The organism is Halorubrum halodurans (genome assembly GCF_002252985.1).
In the GTDB taxonomy this organism is placed as follows: domain Archaea; phylum Halobacteriota; class Halobacteria; order Halobacteriales; family Haloferacaceae; genus Halorubrum; species Halorubrum halodurans.
Genome location: NZ_NHPJ01000104.1, coordinates 1 through 23,814, shown reverse-complemented (window position 1 = coordinate 23,814; position 23,814 = coordinate 1). Strand labels below are relative to the sequence as shown.

Here is a 23,814-nt window from a genome sequence, read left to right as displayed (position 1 = left end):
AGCCACATGAGCTTTCGCCGATTTTTGATAAAACGGACCGCCATCGCGGCGTTGCTGACGCTCATCGCCGTCAGCGTCATCTTCGCCACGCTGCGGCTGCTCCCCGCCGACCCGTTCAGCGCGCTCGTGGCGTCGGGGTCGTTGACGCCCGCGGAGGTCGAACAGATACGGGCGATGTACGGGCTCGACGACCCGATATACGTCCAGTACTTCAGGTACATCCAGAACCTGTTCACCTTCGAGTTCGGGATCTCGCTCACCCAGCAGCGCCCGGTCGGCGAGATCATCGTTCCCGCGTTGGTCAACACGCTCGTGCTCCTGTTGCCGGCGCTCGTCGTGACGGCGATCGTCAGCTCGCTCGCCGGGATGTACGCCGGCTGGAACCGGGGGTCGTGGTTCGAGCAGTCGAGCATCGTGGTGACCACCGTCTTCCGTGCGGTCCCGATCTTCGTGACCGGGATCTTCCTCCTCATCATCTTCTCGTACGGGCTGGGGTGGCTGCCCGCGTTCGGGATGCGCAGTCCGCTCGCGAACCCGCAGGGCTACGTCGCGACGTTCGCCTCCGTGGACTTCCTGAAACACTACATCCTCCCGTTCACCGCGACGGTGCTGTTCTACAGCGGCGACTTCCTGATGCTCGCGCGCAACTCGGTCGTCGAGCGGAAGGGGTCGGAGTTCCTCATGCTCCACCGCGCGAAGGGGCTCTCGGAGATGGAACAGCTCGGGCGCGCCGGGCGCAACTCGCTGCTGCCGCTCGTCACCTACTTCGCGCTCCGGACGGGGATGCTGTTCCAGGGAGTGATCACCCTGGAGGTCGTCTTCGCGTGGCCGGGGATCGGCCGCGCGCTCGTCCAGGCGATCCTCAATCAGGACTACCCGACCGTCCAGGCGGCGGTGTTCATCATGGCGCTCGCGGTCATCGTGATGAACCTCACCGCCGACCTGGCGTACGCGAAACTGGACCCGACGGTCGAGGCAGGTGACGTCTAATGTCAGGATACAGCTTCGACACCGAGACGGCGAAGGAACGGCTCCGCTCCGAACTCGGTCGGGCGGGACGCACGCTGCGGTTCGTGCTGAAGGACAACGCGGCGAAGGCCGGATTCGCGGTCATCGTCACGTTCGGGTTCCTGGGCGTCTTCGGTCCGTACCTCGCCCCGTATCATCCGATCGAGGACACGCTCCAGCAGGGCGGATCGATGATGCGACTCCAGTCGCCCGGCGGGAAGGCGCTGCTCGGCACCACGTCGTTCGGCAAGGACGTGTTGAGCCAGTTCCTCGCCGGCGCGCGGCCGACCCTGATCGTCGGCCTGTTCGGCGGCGTCGGGACCGGGATCCTCGGCTTCCTCGTCGGGCTCACGAGCGGCTACTTCGGCGGCCGCGTCGACGAGTTCCTGATGCGGCTGACCGACCTCACGTTCGCGCTGCCGTTCCTGCCGATGGCGCTCGTGATCCTCTCGTTCGTGACGCCGAACGTCTGGCTCATCACCGCCGTCCTCGTCGTCTTCCTATGGAAGATGCCGGCGCGCGTCATCCGCTCGGAGGTGATGACCGTCAAGGAGCGAACCTTCGTCAAGTCGGCCCGCGCCAGGGGGGCCGGCCACACCCGGACGATGTTCCTCCACGTCGCGCCGAACGTCCTCGGGATCGGCTTCCTCTACACCGCCTACGCCGTCGGCTGGTCGATCGTCGCCGGGGCGTCGCTCGCGTTCCTCGGCTTCGGCGACCCGACGACGACGTCGTGGGGGCGGATGCTCCAGCAGGTGTTCCGCTCCGGCGCGATCCGCACCGCGTGGTGGTGGGTGCTCCCGCCGGCGGTCGGCATCGGCGCCGTCACGACGGGCGTCTTCCTGGTCGGACGCGCGTTCGAGGAGATAGTCAACCCCGACCTACAGACGGAGCAAGAATGAGTCTACTCGAAGTCAACGACGTGAAGATCGCGTATCGGATGCCGGGCGACGACGTCCACGCCGTCAACGACGTCTCCTTCTCGATCGACGAGGGGGACAACTACGGGCTCGTCGGCGAGTCCGGCTGCGGCAAGTCGACCCTGGCGAAGTCCGTCCTCGGGCTGCTCGACGACAACGGCGAGGTCCGCGAGGGGAGCATCGAGTTCGACGGCCGGGAGCTGCTCGAGCTGTCAGAGCGGGACTGGCAGTCGGTCCGCTGGGAGGACATCGCCTACATACCACAGAGCGCGATGGACTCGCTCGACCCGGTGATGACCGTCGGCGCGCAGATCCGCCAGGCGATCCGCAAACACCGGGACGTCTCGAAGGCGGCGGCGAACGAGCGCGTCGCCGAGGTGTTCGAGATGGTCGGGCTCGACCCCGACCGGACGGGGGATTACCCCCACCAGTTCTCCGGCGGGATGCGCCAGCGCGTCACCATCGCGATGGCGCTCGCGCTCGATCCCGACCTCCTCATCGCGGACGAGCCCACGACGGGACTGGACGTCATCGTCCAGGACAAGATCATGGACAAGCTCATCGAGATCCAGGAGGAGATCGACAGCTCGCTTCTCATGATCACCCACGACGTGGGCGTCGTCGCCGAGACCTGCGACGAGATGTCGGTGCTGTACGGCGGGAAGGTGATGGAACAGGGCGAGACGGACCGCATCTTCCGGTCGCCGACGAACCCGTACACGATCGGACTGAAGAACGCCTTCCCGGAGGTGGACGAGTTCGACGAGCAGGCCATCTCGATTCCAGGGTCGCTCCCGGACCTCACCGAGGAGCCGACGGGCTGTGTGTTCCGCAACCGCTGTCCGTTCGCGACGGAGCGGTGCGAGGACGGCCACCCGCCGCTCGACGAGGCGGGCGGACAGCTGTCCGCCTGCTACTACACCGACCGGGCGGACGAGCTGCGCGAGGAGGCCGCGGACCCCGCGACGTGGGGGATCGACGTCCGCGACGAGCGCGACCGGTCGGGCGGCGTCGGCGACACGATCCTCGAGACCAGGGGCCTCGAGAAGTGGTTCAAACAGCCCCAGGGCATCCTCGAGGACCTGCGCGGGGCGGAGCCCGACTACGTCAAGGCGGTCAACAGCGTCGACCTCTCCGTCCACGAGGGGGAGATCGTCGGCGTCGCCGGCGAGTCCGGCTGCGGGAAGTCGACCCTCGCGGAGGTGATCGCGGCGCTCCAGGAGCGCACCGGCGGCGAGATCCTGATCGAGGGCACGCCCGTCGACGACCTCCTCGGCGAGAGCACGAAGGAGTTCCGCTCGCGGGTCCAGTTCATCTTCCAGGACCCGTTCGACTCGTTGAACCCCCGCCAGCGGGTCCGCGCGGCGGTGGGCGAGCCGCTGAAGATCCAGGGGCACGACCCGGAGACGATCGACCGGCGCGTCAGGGAGACGATCGAGGACGTCGGGCTGAAGCCGGCGGAGAAGTACCTCGACCAGCTCCCGACCCAGCTGTCGGGCGGGGAGCGCCAGCGCGTCGCGATCGCGCAGGCGCTCGTGCTCGAGCCGACGCTCCTGATCTGTGACGAGCCGGCGTCGATGCTCGACGTCTCGCTCAAGGCCAACATCCTCAACATCCTCCGGGAGAAGGCCGACGAGCGCGACATCGGGATCGTCTACATCTCCCACGACCTCGCGAGCCTCACGCAGATCGCCGACCGGCTGGCCGTGATGTACCTCGGTCGGATCGCCGAGATCGGGGCGACGGAGGACGTGGTCACGGCGCCGAAACACCCGTACACGGCGTCGCTTCTGTCGGCTTCCCCGAAGACCGACCCCGACGTCGACAGACAGCGGGTGCTGTTGCCGGGCGAGCCGCCGAACCCGGTCAACCTCCCCGAGGGGTGTAACTTCGCCCCGCGGTGTCCGAAGGCCGACGAGACGTGCCGCGGCGAGGAGCCGGCGCGGGCGACGTTCGCGGACGACGACCACGAGGCCGCCTGCTACCACCCCGTGGAGGACGTCGAAAGCGAGCTGTTGGAGCGGTACGCGGCGGCGCGCGAGGAGGAGGTCGGGGAGATCGTCGAGAGCGAACTGACGCTGTAGTCCGTCGGCTCGCCCGCCGACGACCCGCCGTTTCCGCCGTGTTTCGCGCCTAGCCGTCCGTCAGTCGCGCGTCCGTACCAGCGCGTCGACGGCCAGGGGACCGTCCGCGGTGACGACGACCGGGTTGAGGTCGAGTTCGGCCACCGCATCGGCGGCCGCCAGGCTCCCGACGTTCACGAGCAGGTCGACGAGGGGCTCAACCGGAAGCGGCTCGTCCCCGCGCCGGTCGGTCAGCAGGTCCGCGAGCGCCGTCCTCTCGACGGCGCGGCGCGCGTCGGCCCGCGAGAACGGCGGGACGAGCGTCGCGGTCTCGTCGAGCGCCTCCACCAGCACCCCGCCGGGACCGACCGTGACCAGCGAGCCGAAGACGTCGCCGGGCGCGACGCCGAGGATGGCCTCGACGCCGTCGTCGGCCATCGGCTGGACGAGCACGCCCGCGATCGCGTCGGCGTCGACCCGGTCCAGCGCGGCGTCGGTCACGGCCTCGTACGCCTCGCGGACGGCCGCGGGCGAGTCGAGGCCGAGTTCGACCGCGCCGGCGTCGCTCCGGTGGGGAAGCGCCGGCGAGTCCACCTTACAGACGACCGGGAACCCGACCTCGCGGGCGGCGGCGACCGCCTCGTCGGCGTCGGTCGCGACCCGCGTTTCGACGACGGGGACGTCGTACGCGTCGAGCAGCGGTTCGGCCTCCGTCCACGTCAGGACGCGGCCCTGCGGGAGGTCGAGGGCGGCCGCGTCGACGCGGTCGGCGTCGCCGTCCGATGCGTCGAGCGCGCTCGCGAGATCGGCCCGCGAGGGCTCGCCGACGGCGCGGTCGCGGTCGGCGGCGTACGCGACGGTCGAGGCGACCGCGTCCAGACAGCGTCCGGGGTCCTCGTACACCGGGACCGACTCCCGGAGGCGGGCGTACGGCGGCGTCTCGGTCGGGTCGTCCGGCTCCTTTCGCCCCGTCCAGAGGACGTACACCGGGTCGTCGGCGTCGGCGGCGATCGCCTCGAGGTCCGCCGCGATCGTCGCCGCGCGGTCGTCGACGCCCGGCAGCCCGATCGCGAACACGTAGGCATCGAAGGCGTCGTCGGCGAGGACCGCGTCGGCGATCTCGGGGAGCACCTCGGCGCCGTACCCCCGGATGTCGGCGGGGTTGTTGAACCCGCCGTAGGTGAGCAGTTCGTCGATCCCGAGCAGCGTCTCCTCGGTCTCCCCGTCGACGTCGGGCAGCGACAGGTCGCGCTCGGCGGCCATGTCCGCGAGCAGACTCGCGAGGCCGCCGCTGGTCGAGGCGATACAGACCCGGTCGCCGTCGGGCGTCCCGTACGCGGTGTGGGCGGTCGCCCGCGAGAGCAGGTCCGGGATGTCCGGCACCCGCTGGACGCCGGTCTGGTCGAACGCCGCCTCCCAGGCCGCGTCGCTGCCGGTGAGCGACCCCGTGTGCGAGAGCGTCGCCTCCTCCGCGAGGTCGGACCGGCCGATCTTCACCGTCAACACCGGCGTCCCGTTCCCCGTCGCCCGCTCCGCGACGCGCATGAACCGCCCCGGCTCCTCGATGCCCTCGACGTAGGTACACACCACGTCGACGGTCTCCCGCTCCGCCAGGTACGCGACGTAGTCCGTGAGCGTCAGGTCCGCCTCGTTGCCCGTCGAGACGACGTGGCTGAAGTGGAGGTCCCGGTCGGCCGCCCGCTCGAAGAACGTCGTGAACGCCAGCGCGCCGGACTGGCTGACGAGCCCGATCCGGCCCGGCTCGGGGTTCCGCGAGCACGTCGAGGTGAGCGTCGCGCCGCGGGCGGCCATCACGCCGATACAGTTCGGCCCGACGACGCGGATCCCGGCGTCCGCGGCGGTCTCGGCCAGCCGCGTCTCGAGTTCGGCGCCCTCGTCGTCGGCCTCGGAGAAGCCGGCGGTGAGCACGAGCGCGACCGGCACCCCCCGGTCGCCGGCCGCGGCGACGACGTCGACGACGTACTCCCGCGGGACGCTCACGACGACGAGGTCGACGGTTTCGGGAACCTCGTCGACGTCGTCGTAACAGCGGCGCCCCCACACCTCCTCCCGGTTCGGGTTGACGGGGTAGAGCGTCCCGTCGAAGCCGTACTCGAGGAGGTTGTTCACGAGGTTCCCCGAGTAGAAGGAGTCGGGGCTCGCCCCCACGACCGCGACCGACGTCGGATCGAAGAGCGGATCCAGCTCCGGGACGGCGGCGGTCGCGTCGGCTTCGGACGGGACGACCGAGGCGTCGTGTCCTGACATGCGGGCTCGTTCCGGCGGAACCCGCCTCAACGTACCCCCGAACGCGACCAATGCTCATCGGCTTTTATCACGTCTCCGGGACGGGCGGGGCGGTTCCCGACCCTCCGGGGCGGACGGTCCGGCGACCCGACGCGGTCCCGACCGCCGTCACAGCCGCGAGCGGAGGTCGGCGACGACGGCCCCGGTGCCCGCGGTCCCCCCGATGTCGGGCGTCCGCGGGGCGTCCTCGTCGGCGAGCTGGTCCGTGACGGCGTTCCAGAGCGCGTCCGCGGCTCCGATCTCTCCGAGCTCCTCGAACAGCATCGACCAGGAGAGCACCGTCGCGAGCGGGTTCGCGACGCCCTCGCCGACGATGTCGGGCGCGCTCCCGTGGACCGGCTCAAACATCGAGGGGTACGACTCGCCGGGGTGGACGTTGCCGGAGGGCGCGAGCCCCATGCTCCCGGTGATCTGCGCGCCGACGTCGGTGAGGATGTCGCCGAAGAGGTTCGAGGCGACCAGCACGTCGAACTCGTGTGGCCGTCGGATGAGGTCCATCGCCGCCGCGTCGACGAGGAGCCGCTCGACCTCCACCGACGGGAACTCCGCCGCCACGTCCTCGACCACGTCGTCCCAGAACACCATGCTGTGGGCCTGCGCGTTCGACTTCGTGATGCTGGTGAGACGCCCCTCCCGTTCCGCCGCCGCCTCGAACGCGGCGCGGACGATCCGCTCCGTGCCGCGGCGGGTGAAGAGCGCCGACTGGACCGCCGTCTCGTGGTCGAACCCGCGGTGTTCGCGCCCGCCGACGCTGGCGTACTCGCCTTCCGTGTTCTCGCGGTACACCACGAAGTCGACGTCGCCGGCCCCGTACCCGCGGAGCGGGCTCTCGATCCCCTCGAAGAGGACGTTCGGGCGCTTACAGACGTACTGGTCGAACCCCTTGCGGATCGGCAACAGGAGCCCGTGGAGCGTCACGTGGTCGGGGACCTCCGGGTGGCCGACGGCGCCGAGGAAGATCGAGTCGAACCCCGAGAGCCGGTCGAGGCCGTCGTCGGGCATCATCTCATCCCGGTCGAGGTAGCGTTCCGTCCCCCAGTCGAACCGCGTCGTCTCGAAGGAGAATCCGGCGTTCTCGGCCGCGTCCGCGACGATCGGGAGCGCCGCGTCGACGACTTCCGGCCCGATACCGTCGCCAGGGATCACGGCGATCTCGTAGGCGTCCATGGCCCACGCATCCGACCGGGCGGTGTTGAACCCTTTGAAAAGAGGTCAGCCAAGTGACACCGTCGGGTCGGTCCGCGGAACCGGCCGAACCGGGGCGCCGCTACGGGGGGGCGGCCGCTCGGGCGTCACTCGAACAGCCAGAGGGCGACCGAGACGACGGTTCCGAGAGCCAGCGCCGCGGTGAGGAGCCAGAACGCCGGCTTGAACCCCGCCGTCTCCGAGAGGTACCCGACGAGGGCGGGAGAGGAGGCTCCGGCGATCATCAGAAGCGTCCGCACCGCCCCGAGACTCCCGCCCGCGACGGACGCGGGGATGACGGACATCAGGTACGCGCTGCGGACCGGCCGGTAGCCGTGGGAGCCGAGGCCGAGACAGACGATCGCCGCGCCGATCGGGAGCGCCCCGCCGACGCCGGTCAACAGGACGACGGAGCCGAGGCCGACCGTCGCGAGCCCGAGCGTGACCGCGATCACGGGGAGCTCTCCCGTCCGGTCGCTCATCTCGCCGGTGAACAGTTGGACGAGGCTCACCGCGAACAGCGCGCTGAAGAGCAGGCTCGCCGTGGCCGAGCCGAGCCCGGCCTCCCGCGTGAGGTACAGCGGGAGGAAGGCGATCGCGGCGTTGTACGCGAACGAGAACAGGACCGTCACCGAGACGAACGCCGAGAACCGCGGGTTCCGAAACAGCGCGGCGTACTCCCGGACCGGCACGCCCTCCCCGGTGCCGGTCCCGCCGACGTCGACGTCCGAGACCCGGTCGGGGACCCGAGCGACGAACGCGGCGGTCACGGCGATCCCGACGATCCCGGCCGCGAGGTACGTCGTTCGCCAGCCGGCCCCGAGAACGCCGGGAAGCCCCGAGAAGGCGACCACCGCCGCGGGGGCCGCGACGCCGCCGAAGGTGCCGAACGTGTCGAACACGCCGAGCGTCCGCCCGGTTCGGTGCGGATACGCCCGCGAGAGCAGCCGGACGCCGACCGTCTTGAGCGTGCCCGTTCCGGCCCCGATCGTCAGCATGGCTCCGACGAGGACGACGAAGGGGCCGTCGACGGCCAGCGCGAGCGCGCCGAGCGCCGCGAGCGCCGCTCCGGAGCCGATGACGGCCACCGAGCTGAACCGGTCCGCGAGCAGCCCGGACGGGAACTGGAGCACGGCGTACACCAGGAGAAGTCCGCTGAACGCGGTGCCGAGCACCGCCGTCGACACCTCGTACACGCCGGCGATCCGCTCGAAGAGCGGCGGGAACGCGAAGCGGACGAACTTCCCCAGGAACCACAGCGTCGACGTGAGGACGATCGCGTCGAACCGCCCCAGCCGACCGACCGGCGACCGTCCCACGCCGCGTCACCACCCCCGCTCCCGACCGCCGGGCGCGGCGTCGGCCCCCGAGCGGCCGATCGAACGACGGCCGCTCCGCGAAGCGATCGGACGAACGGACGGCGCTCGGTCGTCTACCATCGTGGCGAGCGGTATGACCCCAGGGTTCATAACGGTGATGACCGATGATAGTCCGTGATGGTTCGGCACGAGCGCGGGGGCGCCGACGCCCCGATCGACGACGTCGCCCGGCCGAGCGTGAACGCCGTCGACCCGTCCGGAGGGGCGGCCGAATGACGCTTCTCGACGTGGACGACCTGCGGGTTCGGTACGACGCGCGCGACGGGGCGCTCCACAGCGTGAACGGCGTGTCGTTCGACATCGACGACGGGATCAACTACGCGCTGTCGGGGGAGTCGGCCTCCGGGAAGTCGACGACGGCGAAGGCGATCCTCGGGTTGCTCCCCGACCACGCGGAGATCGAGTCGGGGGAGGTCGAGTTCGAGGGACGGGACCTGCTGGCGCTGACGCCGTCGGAGCGGCAGGACCTGCTCTGGGAGGAGATCGCGTTCATCCCCCAGACGGCGATCGACGCGCTCGATCCGGTGATGTCCGTCGGGGCACAGATCCGGCAGGCGATCCAGACGCACCGGGAGATCTCGGAGCGGAACGCCCGCCGGCGCGCCCGCGAGCTGTTCGAGACCGTCGGGCTCGATCCCGGCCGCGTCGGCGACTACCCGCACCAGTTCTCGGACGGGATGCGCCAGCGGGTCGTCATCGCGATGGCGCTCGCGCTCGATCCGAAGCTCGTCATCGCGGACGAGCCCACGACGGGACTGGACGTCATCGTCCAGGACAAGATCATCGACAACATCCTCCAGATCCAGGAGGAGACCGACAGCTCGCTGCTCCTGATCACCCACGACCTGAGCGTCATCGCCGAGACCTGCGACGAGATGTCGGTGCTGTACGGCGGCACGGTGATGGAACAGGGGCGCGTCGACAACCTGCTTCTCAACCCGTCGAACCCCTACACGATGGGGCTGAAGAACGCGTTTCCCGCGCTGGACGACGACCCCGACGGGCTGGTGTCGGTCCCCGGAAAGCCGCCGCGACTGGACGAGAAGCCGACGGGCTGCGTCTTCGAACCCCGCTGCCCGTTCGCGACGGAGGAGTGCGCGACGACGACGCCCGAGCTCCGGGAGCTCCCCTACCGGGACCAGCACGTCGCGTGTCACAACGCGGACCGGGCGGTTCGAATGCGCCGGGAGGCCGAGGCCGCCGCCACGTGGGGCGGCGGCGCGGAGGGGTCACGCGCCGTCTCGGACGACGTCGTCCTCGAGGCCGAGGGGTTGCACACGTGGTACGAGCGCTCGGAGTCGCTCCTCGGTCGGCTTCCCGTGGGCGGCGTCTCGCCGACGGTGACCGGCTTCACGAACAGCCTCAGGCGGTGGTACGAGCGCCGCGGCGAGATCCTCCGGGAGGCGATCGGCGGCGGCGGGTCGCACGTCCGCGCCGTCGACGGGGTGTCCCTGTCGGTCTCGCGCGGCGAGATCCTGGGCGTCGTCGGGGAGTCCGGCTGCGGGAAGTCCACGCTCGGACAGACGCTCGCGCTGCTCGAGGAGCCGACGGCCGGCGGCTTCGCCTTCGACGGACGGTCACACGAACACTACCTCGACGGCAACCTTCAGTCGCTCAGACAGAACCTCCAGATCGTCTTTCAGAACCCCTACGAGTCGCTGAACCCGCGGCTGACCGTCGAGACGCTCGTGAAGGAGCCGCTCACGATCCACGGCTACCGGATCGACGAGCGCGACGCGGCGGTACGGGAGACGCTCGAACGGGTCGGAATGGCTCCCGCCGAGCGCTATCTGGACAAGTACCCGAACGAGCTCTCCGGCGGCCAGCGACAGCGGGTCGCGATCGCGCGGGCGCTCGTCATCGACCCGGAGTTCCTCATCTGTGACGAGCCGGCGTCGATGCTCGACGTCTCGCTCCAGGCGGAGGTGCTCAACCTCCTCCGGTCGCTGGCCAATACGGAGGAGATCGGCGTGTTGTACATCTCCCACGACCTCGCGAGCCTCACGCAGATCGCCGACCGGATCGCCATCATGTACCTCGGCCGGTTCGTGGAGACGGGACCGACGGAGCGGGTCGTGACCGACCCCAAACACCCCTACACGGAGGCGTTGCTCGCGGCGGTCCCGGAGACCGACCCGCGCGGGGACCGGAAACGGGTCGTGCTCGCGGGGGAGCCGGCCGACCCGGAGGGGCCGTCCGAGGGATGTCGGTTCGCGCCCCGATGTCCGAAGGCGACCGACCGCTGTCGCGAGTCGGAGCCGGAGCTCGACGCCTGGACGGAACCCGGCCACTCGGCGGCGTGTTTCCACCCGACGGAGGAGTCGGCGGTCGGCGAGCCCGCCCGGATCGGCGAGACGGCCGACGACGACTGATCCCGGAGCCGGCCGCTCGGGGGCGGTCCGTTCCGCGGGGGATCACCGGGTCGCCCGGACCAGCAGTTTGTGGTTGACGAACGAGGCGATCGTCCCGTCCTCGTGGGTCAGATCGAACGCCTCCGCCGCCGCCGGCGGCGCGTCCGCGAACGCGGCGGCGACCCGATCGCGGCGGTCGGCCGGCGCGTCGACGTTCGCGATCCACTCGTCGTAGTCGAGACGTTTGGTGATCACGCGGGTCGTCTCGACGTCGAAGCCGGCCGCCCCGAGCCACCCGACCCAGTCGGCGACGGCGTGTGACCGGACGTGGGTCGGGTCGCGGAGCCGCTCGATCCGGTTGAGGAAGTCGTCGAGGGCGTCGTCCGCGGGCGCGACGTTGTCCTCGAAGGCGAACGTCCCGCCCGGCTCGAGGACGCGCGCGACCTCGTCGATGAACGCGGTCGGCTCCGGGAAGTGGTGGGCGGCGATGCGACAGGTCGCCGCGTCGAAGCTCGCGGCGGCGAACGGGAGCCGCTCGGCGTCACAGACCGCGCCCTCGAGGCCGGGAAACGCGGCCGTCGCCGTGGCCACCATGGCGGGCGCCGCGTCGGTCGCGACGACCCGATCGACGCCGGCGTCGAGGAGCGCGCCCGCGGCGTGGCCCGCGCCGGTGGCGACGTCGAGCGCGCGCTCGGCCGACGCACACCAGTCCGCGAGCCGGTCCAGGTCCTCGCCGGCGCGGTGGACGTCGCTGTCGAGGTACGCGGCGGCGTGCTCGCCGAAGTGCGACGCCGCGGAGCGCTTCCGGTCGCTCGCGTCGGGCATGTCCACTCCGTCCGGCGCCCCGAGCAAAGCCGTTCCGGTCGGTCCGGGCGGGGACGTCCCCTCGGCCCCTGGTTTTTCCACGAGCGGGATCGTGTGGCCCGCATGGTCCGTCGATCGCTTCTGTACTGTCCCGGCGACGACCGGGAGATGATGGAGACGGCCGTGGAGACGGGAGCGGACGCGGTGATCTTCGACCTCGAGGACGCCGTCGCCCCCGACGAGACGGCCGGAGCCCGCGGGACCGTCCGAGCGATGCTCGACGCGCTCGAGGAGCCGGATCCGCACGTCAGCGTCCGGATCAACCCGTACGGCCGGTCCGGCGAGGCGGACGTCGAGGCCGTCGTCGGCGAGGCCGACGCCCCGCCCGAGAGCGTCGTGCTCCCGAAGGTGGAGTCGCCCGAAACCGTCGACGCGCTGGTCGAGGATCTGGAGCGACTCGCGGGCGAGCCGGTCGGCGTCGTACCCCTGATCGAGACGGCCGCGGGCGTCGTGGCGGCCGAGGCGATCGCGGCGGCGGCCGGCGTCGACGCGGTGGCGTTCGGCGACCAGGACTTCACCGCCGACGTCGGCGCGACGGTGACCGACGAGAAGACCGAGTCGCTGTACGCACGCGAGCGGGTGGTCGTCGCGGCGGCCGCGGCCGGCGTCGACGCGTTCGACACCGTCCACACCGACGTCCGGGACCTCGACGGGCTCCGCGAGCAGGCCGAGTTCGTGGGCGAGCTCGGCTTCGACGGGAAGCTCGCGATCCACCCCGACCAGGTCCCGGTGATACACGGGGCGTTCACGCCGGACGAGGAGGAGCTCGAGTGGGCGGAGAGGGTGCTCGCCGGGCAGGAACGCGCGAGCGAGGAGGGCGCGGGCGCGTTCACCGTCGACGGGCAGATGATCGACCCGCCGCTGGTCGAGCGCGCCCGGACGCTGGTCGAGCGCGCCGAGGCGGCCGGGATCCGGTGATCAGGCCACGGCGTACTCGTCCGCGATCCGGCGCATCGCCTCGCCGAGTCTGTCGCGATAGCCGTCCAGGTCCGCGGCCTCGATCGGGTTGCCGTGGATCGGCGCGACGGCGCGCACGTCGAACTCGGCGAAGATGTCGTCGAGCGTGCGCTCGACCTTCTCGGGCGCGACGTACCGCAGCCACACCAGGTTGTCGCGGTGGTACTCGTAGACGGCCTCGGCGGGCGTGCCGTCGGGGAAGTCCCCCGAGAGATGGTCACACTGTCCGGGGTCGTGATAGTTCCCGAAGCCGTCGGCCGTGAACAACACCCCGTCGCCGTGGTCGTAGATCCACGTCGTGTGTGATCGATCCGCTAACGGCGGGTCGATGAAGCTGAACTCCCGGCCCCGGATCGTGAGCGAGCCGCCGATGTCGCACTTGCGGGCGTCCGGGAGCCCCTGCTGGGCCGGCGACGCCGAGGAGGCGACGAGCTCGACGTCCTCCGTGTCCCCGCCGAGCGGCGAGACGTTCGCGGCGTGGGGGTAATCGGAGTGCGAGAGCACGATCGCGTCTGGGCCGTCGCCGCCGGTCGCCTCGTCGACGGCGGCGGTGATCTCCTCGCGGTGGTAGAAGGAGCCGGAGTCGACGAGCACCGTCCCCTCCGGCGCGCGGAGCAGGTACAGCGAGACGTGCTCGTGTCGCCCCTCGTGGTCGTAACACTGGTTGATCCACTCGACGGTCGGCGTGACGGGGACCGTCATCGGTCCGCCCCGCGAGCCCGTGTCCCGGTCGTCGGCCCGTCTTCGGCGCGCGTTCCGGTCGTCGGCCCGGCTGCGGCGTGTGTTCCCGCCATGGCTCACCCGAGCGTCCCGATCCGATCCTGGCCGTCGATGGTGCGGGTCACGTCCTTCATCGTCTCCATGTAGTCGGTGGCGTCCTCGCGTATCACGAGCCCGTGTGCGGGCGCGACGATCTCGGGGTCGAACTTCTCGACGAGCCTGTCGATCTCGGCGTTGGTCTTCTCGACGTCAATGTACTGGTACCAGAACAGCACCCGCCCGTGGAACTCGACGAGGCGGCTGGGGTCGAACTCGCCGTCCAGCTCGTCGACGAAGGCCAGCTTCTCCTCGTCGAGGTGGATGAAGCCCATCCAGTCGACCGGGAACAACGTCTCCGTCTCCCGTTCGGTCATCCACACGGAGACGGGCGCGTCGAGGAACGTCGCCTCGTGGAACTCGACGACCCGGTCGCCCAGGTCGATCTCGTCGCCCTCGGTGACGTGGATCCCGTCGTCGAGGTGGTACAGCTCGTGGTCGTTGCCGTAGCCGGGGGCGACGAGCGTCGTCTCCGGGTGCGCCTCCAGGATCGCGAGCGTGTTCCCGGCGTGGGGCACGTCCGGATGCGAGACGACGAGGTAGTCGAGCCCGCGATCGCCCACCAGCTCGTCGATCGCGGCCAGTATCTCGTCGGTGCTCGCCGGCGACAGCGTGTCGAAGAGCAGCGTCTCCTCGCCGCCGTCGACCAGGTACGCACACTGCGGGACGTACGCCTCCCGTCCGGCCTCGTACCACTCCGGGTTCCGGTCGGCGAGGTCCCACGACTCGGTTCGGTCCGGCCCGGCCTCGTAGATCCAGTGGATGCCGGGAGCGATCTCGCGACTCATACGATCATCATCGATCGGGCGAGATGGGAAAAACCACGGGGTCGCCGGCCTCGGCCGATCCGTCGCTCCCCCGTCCCGGCCGACCCCGCGCCCCGTCCCGGTCGGCACCCGGCTCCCCCCGTCCCGGTCAGCGTCCCGTTCGCTCCCACGCGAGGTCGGCGGCGACCCCGAGGAGGAAGGCGACGCCGAGGTTCGTGACCAGCGCGAGAGCGCCGATGCCGACCGAGAGCGGGAGGTTCGAGGACGCCTCGACGGCACGGCCGAGCGAGACGGCGACGACCGCGAGCACCGCGCCGACCATCGAGAGCGGGAACGCCGCGAGCAGCGCCGGCGTGGCGACGAGCGCGGCCCCCAGGTAGCCGGCGCCGATCAGGACGTTCGCGCCGCCGGTCCGCGCGCCGAAGGCGTGTTTGCCCGCGACGCCGTCACAGCCGTGACACATCGGGATCGCGCCCATGGGGACGGCGAGCAGGTTCGTCACGCCCATGCTCGTCGAGAGGTCGTCCGCGGGGACCTCCGCGTCGAAGCGGTCGGCGAACAGCAGCGAGGTCGCGAGCGCGGCGTTGCCGACCGTCATCGCGAGCTGGGCGAACGCGCCCTCCGCGACGTTCCAGCCGACCGCGGCCCCGAGGTCCGGCAGGGGCGGCGTCCCCGGAAGCGTCGGCGTCGGCACCCCGGCGGTCCACGCCGCCACCGCCACGCAGGCGGCGACGACGGCGATCCCGCTGGCCCTCGGTCGCCCGGCGGCGACGGCGAGCCCCGCGATCGCGACCCCCGCGGCGCCGAACAGCGGGTCCTCGAGCGCGAGCCGGATCCCCGTCTCGAGCAGTATCAGCCCGACGGCGAACTGGATCCCCCGGATCACCGGGTCGCCGATCCAGCGTTCGACGGCCGCGAGCGTGCCCGAGAGGCCGATCGCGAGCAGGACGACGGCCAGCGCGAGTCCGGCGAGCGCCAGCTCCGCGTAGGTGAGCGCCCCGGCGATCGCGAGCGCCGCGAGCGCCTTCATCGGCTCCACCGACACCGGGAGCCCGTAGGCGACCCCCCAGACCACCTGGAAGACGCCGAATCCGACGAGCACGTGCGGAAGCGACACCTCCGTCAACAGCGCCAAGGCGACGACCAGCGGGACGACCGTAACCGAATCCCCTATCGCGCCGGTGAGCTCTCCCCGGTCGAGATCGAGCCGTCGACGAGCCGACGTTCCGCGGAAATACCCCATCCGATCCGACCAATCCGGTAGACGGACTTGAGCGTTGTCGGTAATCGGAACGCGTCACGCTCGGAACTGACGAAACCGAAACGAGTTTCTCCCGCCCGGTCGGCTACGCCGAATCGGAACGGTCCGCCGCGGGAACCGCCCGCTCCCCGCCGCGATACCGGTCGCGGAGCCCGGCGGCGAGCGCGCCGAGCCCGACCAGCAGCGCGAGGAGCTCGACGAGCCCGCCGATGAGTGGGAGCGCGCCGAGGACCGCGAACCCGAGGAGACCGACGACGAGCGCGAGCCACCGGCTCTCGCGGCCCAGCCGCCCCAGGAGCCACGCGCCCGCCGCGTACCGTCCGTACACGGTCGCGATCCAGACCGCGGCGACGTAGGCGGCGACCCCGAGGAGCGCGAGCGGGATCCCGACGACCGTGGCCGTCACGAGGAGGAGCGCGAGCGGGACTCCGACGAGGAGCGCGAGCCCGATGCCGCCGCTCGCGAGCGGGTCGGCCTCGACGCGGGCCGCCACGTCACGCGAGAAGCGGGGAAACGCGAGGAGCAACACCGCGCCGAGAACGAGGTTGGCCGCGACGGCGTAGGCGGCGCCGACCCAGGAGGGAACGACGTCCATGCCGAACCCGACGCCGGCGTCGCCGCCGAGGCTCGCGTCCTCGACGACGCCGCCCGCGACGCTCGCGTCGGGGCTCCGCGCGAACTCCCCGGCGTCGTACCGGAACTCGCCGCCGACGTCCGCGTTCGGCCCGACGACGACCGAGTCGCCGGCCGCGCGGACGTCGCCCCCGACCGCGCCGTCGACGACGATCGATCCCGCGCCGACGTCGATCGACCCGTCGACGCGCCCGCTGTCGGTCAGCTCGAACGATCCGGCACCNNCGTCGCGGGCGGGAGGAGGAGCCCGACGACCAGGAGAGCGACGACGATGCGGACGCCACGGCGGCGGAGCGGGAGGGACATGCGCGACGGATCTCGTGGTAGCCAACTATAATTTCCGATCTGATATGTGTCGGCGATCAGAACGGCCACCACGGCCCGTCGGTCACGGTCCGCCGGAGCCGCGCGACGAGGCCCGCGTCGGCCTCGCGGGCGGACGAGTCGGGGTCGCCGAGCGGCCACCCGGCCTTCCCGGCCGCCTCGTCGACGGAACGGAACTCCAGCCCGACGGTGTCGGCCAGTCGACGGTCCTCCGGCCCGGTCCCGACGAAGACGTGCCGGGGGGTGTCGGTCGCCTCCCGGACGTCGGCCAGCGTCCCCCACTTGTCCCAGTCGCGGAGCGCGTAGTCGTTCTCGAGGTCGTGGCGCTCACAGAAGGCCTCGACCGCGCCCGCGTCGTTGGCGACGATCCCCACGTGCGCGCTCCACCGGCGCGCGTCCGCGAACGCGGCGGCCGGGTCCGCGAGCGACCGGGCGGCCGAGAGCGTGAAGACGAGCGTCATCTCGCCGTCCCGGTCCGCGCGTTGGTCAGTGCGTCGGTCGACGTCGCGTCGCTCCCCGCCGCCTCGATCGCCGTCGCCGTCGGCGGCCATCCGATCACCCCGACCGGACCGGCAGTTCCACGTGCGTCGGTCGCTCCGCGCTGTGGTGGATCGTGTTCGTGGCGGTCCGGTACTCGCGGTCGCCGTAGAGGTCGCCGCCCGTGTTGTGGTTGACGTCGTACCGCGGGTAGTTCGACGAGGAGACGTCGAGCCGGATCCGGTGGCCCGGCTCGAACACGTTCGCGGTCGGATACAGCTCCAGCTCGAACTCGTACGTCTCGCCGGGCTCGAGCAGGTCCGGCTCCCTCCGGTAGTTCCGGTAACGCCCCCGACAGATCGCGTCGGTGAGGTTGAGCGCGAAGCCGGAGGGGAACGCCTCGCTCGCCGGGTACTCGTCGATCAGCTTCGCGGTGAAGTCCGTGTCCGGGCCGTCGGTCGACGCGTGGAGGCGAACGCGGATCGGCCCCGCGACCTCGACGGCCTCCTCGAGCGGCGGCGTCCGGAAGACCACGACGTCGTTCCGCTCCTCCAGCGGGCCGTAGGGCGGGTCGGCCCCGAACGTCTCCGGGCGCGTCCGCTGGTCGTAGCCGCCGCGGCCCGTGATGCTCACCGTCGGCCGGTCCGCGAGCGGGAGGTCCTCGATCCGCTCCTCGCGGGGCTCGAAGGTGTAGTACGACGAGCAGTTCCCGCCGAGCGTCGGCACCGGGTCCCGCGGGTCGAACTCGTAGGTCGTCGACGCGCCGACGGCCTCCGGCGGGTCGGTCGCGAGCGTGCCGTCGCCGTGCGCGTAGTAGGCGGTGACGTCGGCGTCCGGCAGCGGCCAGTCGCTCCCCGCCTTCCACTCGCCGCCGTGGCGGAGCTTCCCGTCCCCGGTCGCGGTGCCGTCGCCGGCACCCATCCGGAAGTACTGGACCCGCGGTTCGTCCCACGTGTCCCGCCCCTTGAGGTAGCGATCGAAGAAGCGCAGCTTCGTCTCGCGGTAGTCGCGGGTCATCGCGTCGCCGAAGGCGGTCTCGCCCGAGTACGGTTTCGTCCAGGTCGACTGGCCGCCGTGAGTCCACGCGCCCATGAGCAGGAAGTGGTCGCTCGCCTTGCGGTCCGAGAGCGCCTCGAAGTTGTCACACGTCGCCTTCGCGTAGGAGTCGTACCACGAGCCGGCGTAGACGGTCGGCACGTCGGCGCTCTCCTCGTAGTGCGCCTCGAAGTTGATGCTCGGGTCCTCCCAGAACGCGTCGTCGCCGGGCGTCCGCGCGAAGTCGAAGACGTACTCCTCGTAGTTCGGGAGGTGTGAGAGGGGCGACTGGCCGGGGAGCACCGGCTCGTTCGCGAGCATGTCGCGCGTGTCGACGTCGGCGATCCGCCGGCGGAGGTCCTCGTCCTCGAGGACGCGCTTCGCGAAGCCGCCGCCGATCGTCAACGACCACGTGAGCCAGCGCAGCTCGAAGGCCCCGTGGTGTCGCAGCGTCGCCTTCCACGCGTTCGCCGCGCCCTGGTTGACGAACATCGCCGCCAGCCCCCGCGGCCGCTGGGTCGCCAGCGCGTTCTGGACCCACGCCATGTAGGAGGTGCCCATCGTCCCGACCTGGCCGTCGCAGTACGGGCGGTCGGCCAGCCACTCGACCGTGTCCGCGCCGTCCTCGGCCTCGTTGACGAGGAGGTAGAACTCGCCGTCGCTCGCGTACCGGCCGCGCACGTCCTGTAGCGCGACCACGTAGCCGCGCTCGGCGTACCAGTTGCCCGCCTGCTCGACGCGCTCGCGGGCGCGCTTGTCGTAGGGGGTGCGGACGAGCAGCGCCGGCTTCGGCTCGTCGATCGGCTCGCCGGTCTCCGGGTCGGTCGGACGATACACGTCGGTCGCGAGGGCGGTTCCGTCGCGCGTCTCCACCGTCACGTCGTGGCGGACCGTCACGCCGTACTCGGGCAATGATACCATACGTCACGCTCACGGACGAGGATCTTGAACCTTGCCCCGGCGCGGCCGCGAGAGGTTTATCACGCCCTCTCCACAAACCCGACACGGTGGCCGTGACGACGTGTTACCCCCACTGAGCCCCTTGTGACGACGGGTTTCCACCGAGCCACCACTTCCACGCCGCCGCGAGCAGCGCGGACGCCGATCGACGAGGGGGTCCCGGCTCGTCCCCCGCGGAGGAACCGCGATCGCGCCCGCCGGTACCGCCGGCGACGCCCGTTTTTAAGCCGCCGCGGACCGACCGGGTCGACATGGAACTTGAGTTGCGGTTCTTCGCGACGTTTCGGGAGGCCGCCGGCGGAAAGACGGTCGTCCGCGAGTTCGCGGACGGCTCCGACGTCGGGGACGTGCTTCGCGCCCTGGAGGACGAGTACGACGGGATGGACGGCCGACTGATCGTGGACGGCGAGTTGGCCCCGCAGATCAACGTCCTGAAGAACGGACGCGAGGTGTTACACCTCCGGGGGCTCGACACCGACCTCGCCGACGGCGACAGGCTCTCGGTCTTCCCGCCCGTCGCCGGCGGAGCGACCGACGCGGACGCCGCCGACGCGGGGGCCGCCGCCGACGGCGACGGCGACGGGAACGGCGACAACGGCGACGCGGACGCCGACTCCCCCGCAGACGAACCGCCCGCCGAACCCGGATGGGTCCGCCGCGAGGTGTCCTATCGGGGCATCTCCCGGCGGCTCGCCGCACACTACCTGGAGAACCTCGGCGGCGACCTCGTCGGGACGGACGACCCCGCGGACGCGACGCGCGTCGACGGCGAGGGGTGGCGGGCGACGCTGGCCGCGGCGGAGGTGACGGCGGCCGCGTCGATCACGCTCACCGAGGTGACCGTGTCGTTCGCGGGCGAGGAGGCGGTCCTCGAGGACCTCCTCCCGAAGTTCAAGCGAAAGGCCATGCGCGCGGGCGGCTGATGGGCGCGGGATCCGGCGGGGAGGGGGAGGCGAACCACCCGATCGACGGGACCGCGCTCGTGAAGACCGCGGCGCTCGCGAGCGTCCCGGCCGACCGGCTGCCGTCGCTTCTCGCCCGCGTTCAGGCCGACCTCGCCCCGCGGCTCGACGAGTACCGCCGCCGGTACGAGCGGATCGAGGCCGCGCCGGACCGCGAGACGTTCCTCGTCGAGCCCGACCACTGGGAGGCGATCGGGAGGCGGCTCGACCTCGCCGACCGCGAGCGCGACGCGGTCGCCCGCGCACACGAGACCGCGGTCGAGCGCTGGGGGTCGACCACCGGCCGCCGCGCGGAGTTCGAGACCGCCCTGGAGATCCGGTCGGCGGTCGTGATCGGCGTCGACGGGAGCGGGGAGTGAGACCGCCCGTACCGACGGACCTTTCTCGTCCGCTCGAGAGGCGTTCGGCATGCGACTCGCCCGCCTGCTGACGCCCGAGGGACCGGTCGCCGGCCGATACGAGGACGGAGCCGTCGTCGCCGACGACGGCCGGTACGAGGTCGGCCGCGACGGCCGGCTCCTCCCGCCGTGCGAGCCCAGCGCGCTCTACTGCGTCGGCCGCAACTACGCGGAGACGCTCGACCAGATGGAGTACGAGCGGCCCGAGGAGCCGGACTTCTTCATCAAGCCGCCGGCGAGCCTCCTCGCGCACGGGCAGCCCGTCCGCTATCCGGAGTGGACCGACGAGCTGACGTACGCCGGCGAGCTCGTCGCCGTGATCGACGAGCGCTGTCGCGACCTCGCGCCCGAGGCCGTGCCGGACGCGGTCCGCGGCTACACGGTCATGAACGACCTCGACGCGCTCGACCAGGGGGGACGGACCGCGCGGAAGGCGTTCGACGGCTCCGGCCCGCTCGGTCCCTGGATCGAGACCGACGTCGACCCCGCGGGGATGGCGATGTCGACGACGGTCGGCGGCGAGCGCCGGCAGGAGGCGAACACGGACCTGATGCTGTTCCCGCCCCGCGAGATCGTCTCGTACCTCTCCCGGCGGTTCACCCTCCGGCCGGGCGACTGCGTCGCGTTCGGGAGCCCCGCGAACCCCGGACTCGTCGAGCCGGGCGAGCGCGTGGAGATCACCTACGAGGGCGTCGGGACGCTCTCGAACCGGGTGGTCGCGGGCGACGAGGGATAGCGGCTCACTCCGATCCCGAGGTCCGCATCGGCTGGCGCTCGCCGTAGGTGAGCGTCCGCCAGAGCCACTCGACCGGGCCGAACCGGTACCGCCGGAGCCACAGCACCGACAGCGGCACCTGTATCGCCCAGAAGGCGACGACCATCCCCAGCGCCTCGATCCGGCTCACCGAGCCGAACAGCCCGAGGCCGTGCCCGTAGAAGACGGTCGTCGCGACGACCGTCTGGAGCAGGTAGTTCGTGAACGCGGTCCGGCCGACCGCCGCGAACGCGCGGGTCGCGGGGCCGTCCGGCCGCCACCGCGCGTAGAGGGTGACGACGCCGACGTAGCCGCCGGCGACGAGGAGGCTCCCGACGTAGTTGAACTGTCGCCAGAACAGCGCCGCGCCCGCGCTCCAGTCGTTGGCCTCGACGTACCGGACGCCGGCGAGGACGACGACGACGCCGAGGAGTCCCCCGACGACGAGCCGACGGTAGAACGCCGCGGAGCGCTCCCCGGTCAACACGCCCCACTTGTACAGCGCCATCCCGAGCAGGACGGTCCCGCCGACCCGCCAGAACGTCCCGCCGAGGAAGCCGACGGTCTGGCGCTCGAAGGCGGTGGGAACGCGGTGATCGAGCTGGGCGACCCAGCCGCTCCGGTAGGTCTCGACCTCCGCGCGGAGGACGGACTCGGCGGGTTGCCACTGGCTCGCGATCGCCTCCCCGCCGACGGTGAGTCCCGCGAACACCTCCAGTAAGGGCGTGACGAGCAGGAAGACGAGCGCCAGCCCGGCGAGCGCCCGCGGGTCCCAGTCGTGCGCGAAGACGAGCGCCAGCCCGCAGAGGCCGTAGGCGACGAGGATGTCGCCGTACCAGAGCAGGTACGCGTGCGCCAGGCCGATGACGATCAGCCAGATCGTCCGGCGGTAGTGGAGCGTCATCGCCGGCTGGCCCTTCCGCTCCTTGCTCTCGATGAAGAGAACGATGCCCGCCCCGAACAGCGCCGAGAAGAGGGTGATGAACTTCAGCTCGGCGAGGACGTGTCCGACGAGCCACGCCCAGTAGTTCACGCCGGAGAAGTCGCCGAAGACGGTCGGGTTGAGAAGGGTCGTCTCGGGCATCGAGAACACCCGGACGTTGATCACGAGGATGCCGAGGACGGCCACGCCGCGGAGCGCGTCGAGGCTCACGATGCGTTCGGAGGGCGGCGTGGGGCCGGGAGAGTCGCTCACGGTACGCGGGTCCACGGACTACAGCGACGAATAGGTTCGTGATCCGGCGCGAAACGGATCGCGATCCGGCCGGTCGTCGACCCGTCCCCCGTATCAGTCCACCCGGACCGCGCGGCCGGTCTCGGAGGACCGATAGATCGCGTCGATCACGCGCTGGACGGCCAACCCCTCCTCGACGGTGTTGATCGCGGGCGGCTCGCCCGCCGCGACCGCCTCGAGGAAGACGTCCTGTTCGGCCCCGTGGCTGTTGTCGTCGCGGGTCTCGATCTCCGTGTCCGAGAGGTGGTGGTCGCCGCCGACGCTCGCCTCGTGGATCGTGAGTTCGTCCCGGCCACGGTCGAACGTCGCGCCCGCCTCCGTGCCGCGGATCACGAACTCGTCGGTCGCCGGCCGGTTCGTCGCCCACGCGACCTCCAGCGACACGGTGCTGCCGTCGGCTCCCCGGACGAACGCCGAGGCGGAGTCGTCGACGTCGAACCCCTCCGGCCCCTCGTCCTCGCCCCACGTGTCGATGTAGGCGTAGTCCTCGCGGCCGCCGAACTCGGAGCGCGTCTCGCCGGTGACCTCGACGATCTCGGGGTGATCGAGGAAGTACAGCGCCAGGTCGATCGCGTGGACGCCGATGTCGATGAGCGCGCCGCCGCCGGCGACCCCCTTCGAGGTGAACCAGGAGCCGCGGCCGGGAACGCCCCGGCGCCGGACGTAGTTCGCCTCGACGTGGGTCGTCTCGCCGAACCGCCCCTCGTCCTGGTAGTGTTTGATCACCCGGACCGGCTTCCGGAAGCGGTTGTTGAACCCAACCATACAGAAGCCCTCGGCGTCGGCCGCCGCGTCGGCGATCCGCTCCGCGCTCTCCAGGGTGTGTGCCAGCGGCTTCTCCAAGAGCACGTCGAGGCCCGCCTCGAGCGCCGCCGTCGCGTACTCCTCGTGGAACCGGTTCGGCGTGGTGATCAGGACGGCTTCGCAGTCGTCGTAGAGGTCCTCGGCCTCCTCGTAGGCGTGGAGGCCGAACTCCTCGTGAAAGCGGCGCCGCGCGTCGGCGTCGATGTCCATGCCGCCGACGAGGTTCGCACCCCGCTCGAGGAACTGTCTCGCGTGGTGGGTTCCGATCCCGCCGAGGCCGACGATCCCGACGGGGACGTCGTTGGCGCTGGTCATGTCCCGGAATTCACAACGGGTGTTGTTAAGACTCACGCTC

The 23,814-nt window shown here is 71.3% G+C and carries 18 protein-coding genes and 3 pseudogenes; 9 read left to right on the top strand and 12 right to left on the bottom strand.

The window, feature by feature from the left end; translation table 11 throughout:
* Positions 1-6 precede the first annotated feature (6 nt).
* Genes DJ70_RS12100 through DJ70_RS12090 form a run of 3 tightly spaced genes read left to right on the top strand, consistent with a single transcriptional unit; the run spans position 7 to position 4,012 of the window.
* The gene (locus DJ70_RS12100; protein ID WP_094533356.1) at positions 7-990 is read left to right on the top strand and encodes an ABC transporter permease; all 984 of its coding nucleotides are present in this window, start codon (positions 7-9) and stop codon (positions 988-990) included.
* Entirely contained in the window at positions 990-1,910 is a 921-nt protein-coding gene (locus DJ70_RS12095) for an ABC transporter permease (RefSeq protein ID WP_094533354.1), read from the top strand. Before DJ70_RS12100 ends, DJ70_RS12095 begins: the two co-directional genes overlap by 1 nt.
* Positions 1,907-4,012 (top strand): dipeptide ABC transporter ATP-binding protein, encoded by a 2,106-nt coding sequence (locus tag DJ70_RS12090; RefSeq protein WP_094533352.1) that lies wholly within the window; start codon positions 1,907-1,909, stop codon positions 4,010-4,012. The genes DJ70_RS12095 and DJ70_RS12090 overlap by 4 nt, the downstream gene beginning before the upstream one ends.
* Before the next feature lie 60 nt (positions 4,013-4,072).
* Here DJ70_RS12090 and DJ70_RS12085 read toward each other — a convergent pair whose 3' ends face one another.
* The 3 genes from DJ70_RS12085 to DJ70_RS12075 all read right to left on the bottom strand — a co-directional run bounded on the left by DJ70_RS12085 (position 4,073) and on the right by DJ70_RS12075 (position 8,802).
* Positions 4,073-6,259 (bottom strand): acetate--CoA ligase family protein, encoded by a 2,187-nt coding sequence (locus tag DJ70_RS12085; RefSeq protein ID WP_094533350.1) that lies wholly within the window; start codon positions 6,257-6,259, stop codon positions 4,073-4,075.
* Between the two features lie 147 nt (positions 6,260-6,406).
* Positions 6,407-7,465, bottom strand: a complete 1,059-nt coding sequence (locus DJ70_RS12080) for an isocitrate/isopropylmalate dehydrogenase family protein (RefSeq protein WP_094533348.1) — start codon at positions 7,463-7,465, stop codon at positions 6,407-6,409.
* 125 nt (positions 7,466-7,590) lie between these two features.
* Positions 7,591-8,802: an MFS transporter gene (locus DJ70_RS12075; protein WP_094533346.1), complete on the bottom strand. Its 1,212-nt coding sequence runs from the start codon at positions 8,800-8,802 to the stop codon at positions 7,591-7,593.
* Positions 8,803-9,074: 272 nt separating this feature from the next.
* Here DJ70_RS12075 and DJ70_RS12070 point away from each other — a divergent pair, with 272 nt between their 5' ends.
* Positions 9,075-11,234, top strand: coding sequence for a dipeptide ABC transporter ATP-binding protein (locus DJ70_RS12070; protein ID WP_094533344.1), 2,160 nt, complete (start codon positions 9,075-9,077; stop codon positions 11,232-11,234).
* Between the two features lie 42 nt (positions 11,235-11,276).
* Here the strand turns inward: DJ70_RS12070 and DJ70_RS12065 are convergent, their stop codons facing one another.
* Positions 11,277-12,038, bottom strand: coding sequence for a class I SAM-dependent methyltransferase (locus DJ70_RS12065; RefSeq protein ID WP_094533342.1), 762 nt, complete (start codon positions 12,036-12,038; stop codon positions 11,277-11,279).
* A 102-nt stretch (positions 12,039-12,140) separates the two neighbouring features.
* Between DJ70_RS12065 and DJ70_RS12060 the strand changes: the two genes are divergently transcribed.
* Positions 12,141-12,995 (top strand): HpcH/HpaI aldolase/citrate lyase family protein, encoded by an 855-nt coding sequence (locus DJ70_RS12060; protein ID WP_094533340.1) that lies wholly within the window; start codon positions 12,141-12,143, stop codon positions 12,993-12,995.
* Here DJ70_RS12060 and DJ70_RS12055 read toward each other — a convergent pair whose 3' ends face one another.
* The 6 genes and pseudogenes from DJ70_RS12055 to DJ70_RS12030 form a co-directional block, all read right to left on the bottom strand.
* Complete coding sequence (locus tag DJ70_RS12055) at positions 12,996-13,736, bottom strand: MBL fold metallo-hydrolase (protein ID WP_094533338.1); 741 nt, start codon at positions 13,734-13,736, stop codon at positions 12,996-12,998.
* A gap of 95 nt (positions 13,737-13,831) precedes the next feature.
* A complete protein-coding gene (locus DJ70_RS12050) occupies positions 13,832-14,638 on the bottom strand; it encodes an MBL fold metallo-hydrolase (protein WP_094533336.1) in 807 nt (268 codons plus the stop codon).
* Between the two features lie 127 nt (positions 14,639-14,765).
* Positions 14,766-15,860, bottom strand: coding sequence for a putative sulfate/molybdate transporter (locus DJ70_RS12045; protein ID WP_094533334.1), 1,095 nt, complete (start codon positions 15,858-15,860; stop codon positions 14,766-14,768).
* Between the two features lie 103 nt (positions 15,861-15,963).
* Positions 15,964-16,740: pseudogene (locus DJ70_RS17815) on the bottom strand (cell shape determination protein CcmA); the annotation flags it as partial.
* Between the two features lie 133 nt (positions 16,741-16,873).
* Entirely contained in the window at positions 16,874-17,296 is a 423-nt protein-coding gene (locus tag DJ70_RS12035; protein ID WP_094533438.1) for a DUF7124 domain-containing protein, read from the bottom strand.
* Between the two features lie 94 nt (positions 17,297-17,390).
* Positions 17,391-19,268, bottom strand: coding sequence for a CocE/NonD family hydrolase (locus DJ70_RS12030; RefSeq protein ID WP_094533332.1), 1,878 nt, complete (start codon positions 19,266-19,268; stop codon positions 17,391-17,393).
* Positions 19,269-19,558: 290 nt separating this feature from the next.
* On the opposite strand from DJ70_RS12030, the pseudogene DJ70_RS17470 reads away from it, so the two are divergent.
* From DJ70_RS17470 to DJ70_RS12015, 4 genes and pseudogenes are all read left to right on the top strand, one after another.
* Positions 19,559-19,837: pseudogene (locus DJ70_RS17470) on the top strand (ubiquitin-like small modifier protein 1); the annotation flags it as partial.
* Between the two features lie 69 nt (positions 19,838-19,906).
* Positions 19,907-20,230 (top strand): annotated as a pseudogene (locus DJ70_RS17465) (hypothetical protein); the annotation flags it as partial.
* A complete protein-coding gene (locus DJ70_RS12020) occupies positions 20,230-20,628 on the top strand; it encodes a hypothetical protein (RefSeq protein WP_094533328.1) in 399 nt (132 codons plus the stop codon). The pseudogene DJ70_RS17465 and the gene DJ70_RS12020, both read left to right, overlap by 1 nt.
* 49 nt (positions 20,629-20,677) lie before the next feature.
* Entirely contained in the window at positions 20,678-21,403 is a 726-nt protein-coding gene (locus DJ70_RS12015) for a fumarylacetoacetate hydrolase family protein (protein WP_094533326.1), read from the top strand.
* A gap of 4 nt (positions 21,404-21,407) precedes the next feature.
* Here DJ70_RS12015 and DJ70_RS12010 read toward each other — a convergent pair whose 3' ends face one another.
* Positions 21,408-22,616: a DUF418 domain-containing protein gene (locus DJ70_RS12010; RefSeq protein ID WP_094533325.1), complete on the bottom strand. Its 1,209-nt coding sequence runs from the start codon at positions 22,614-22,616 to the stop codon at positions 21,408-21,410.
* Between the two features lie 93 nt (positions 22,617-22,709).
* Positions 22,710-23,774 (bottom strand): Gfo/Idh/MocA family protein, encoded by a 1,065-nt coding sequence (locus DJ70_RS12005; protein WP_094533323.1) that lies wholly within the window; start codon positions 23,772-23,774, stop codon positions 22,710-22,712.
* Positions 23,775-23,814: the final 40 nt, after the last annotated feature.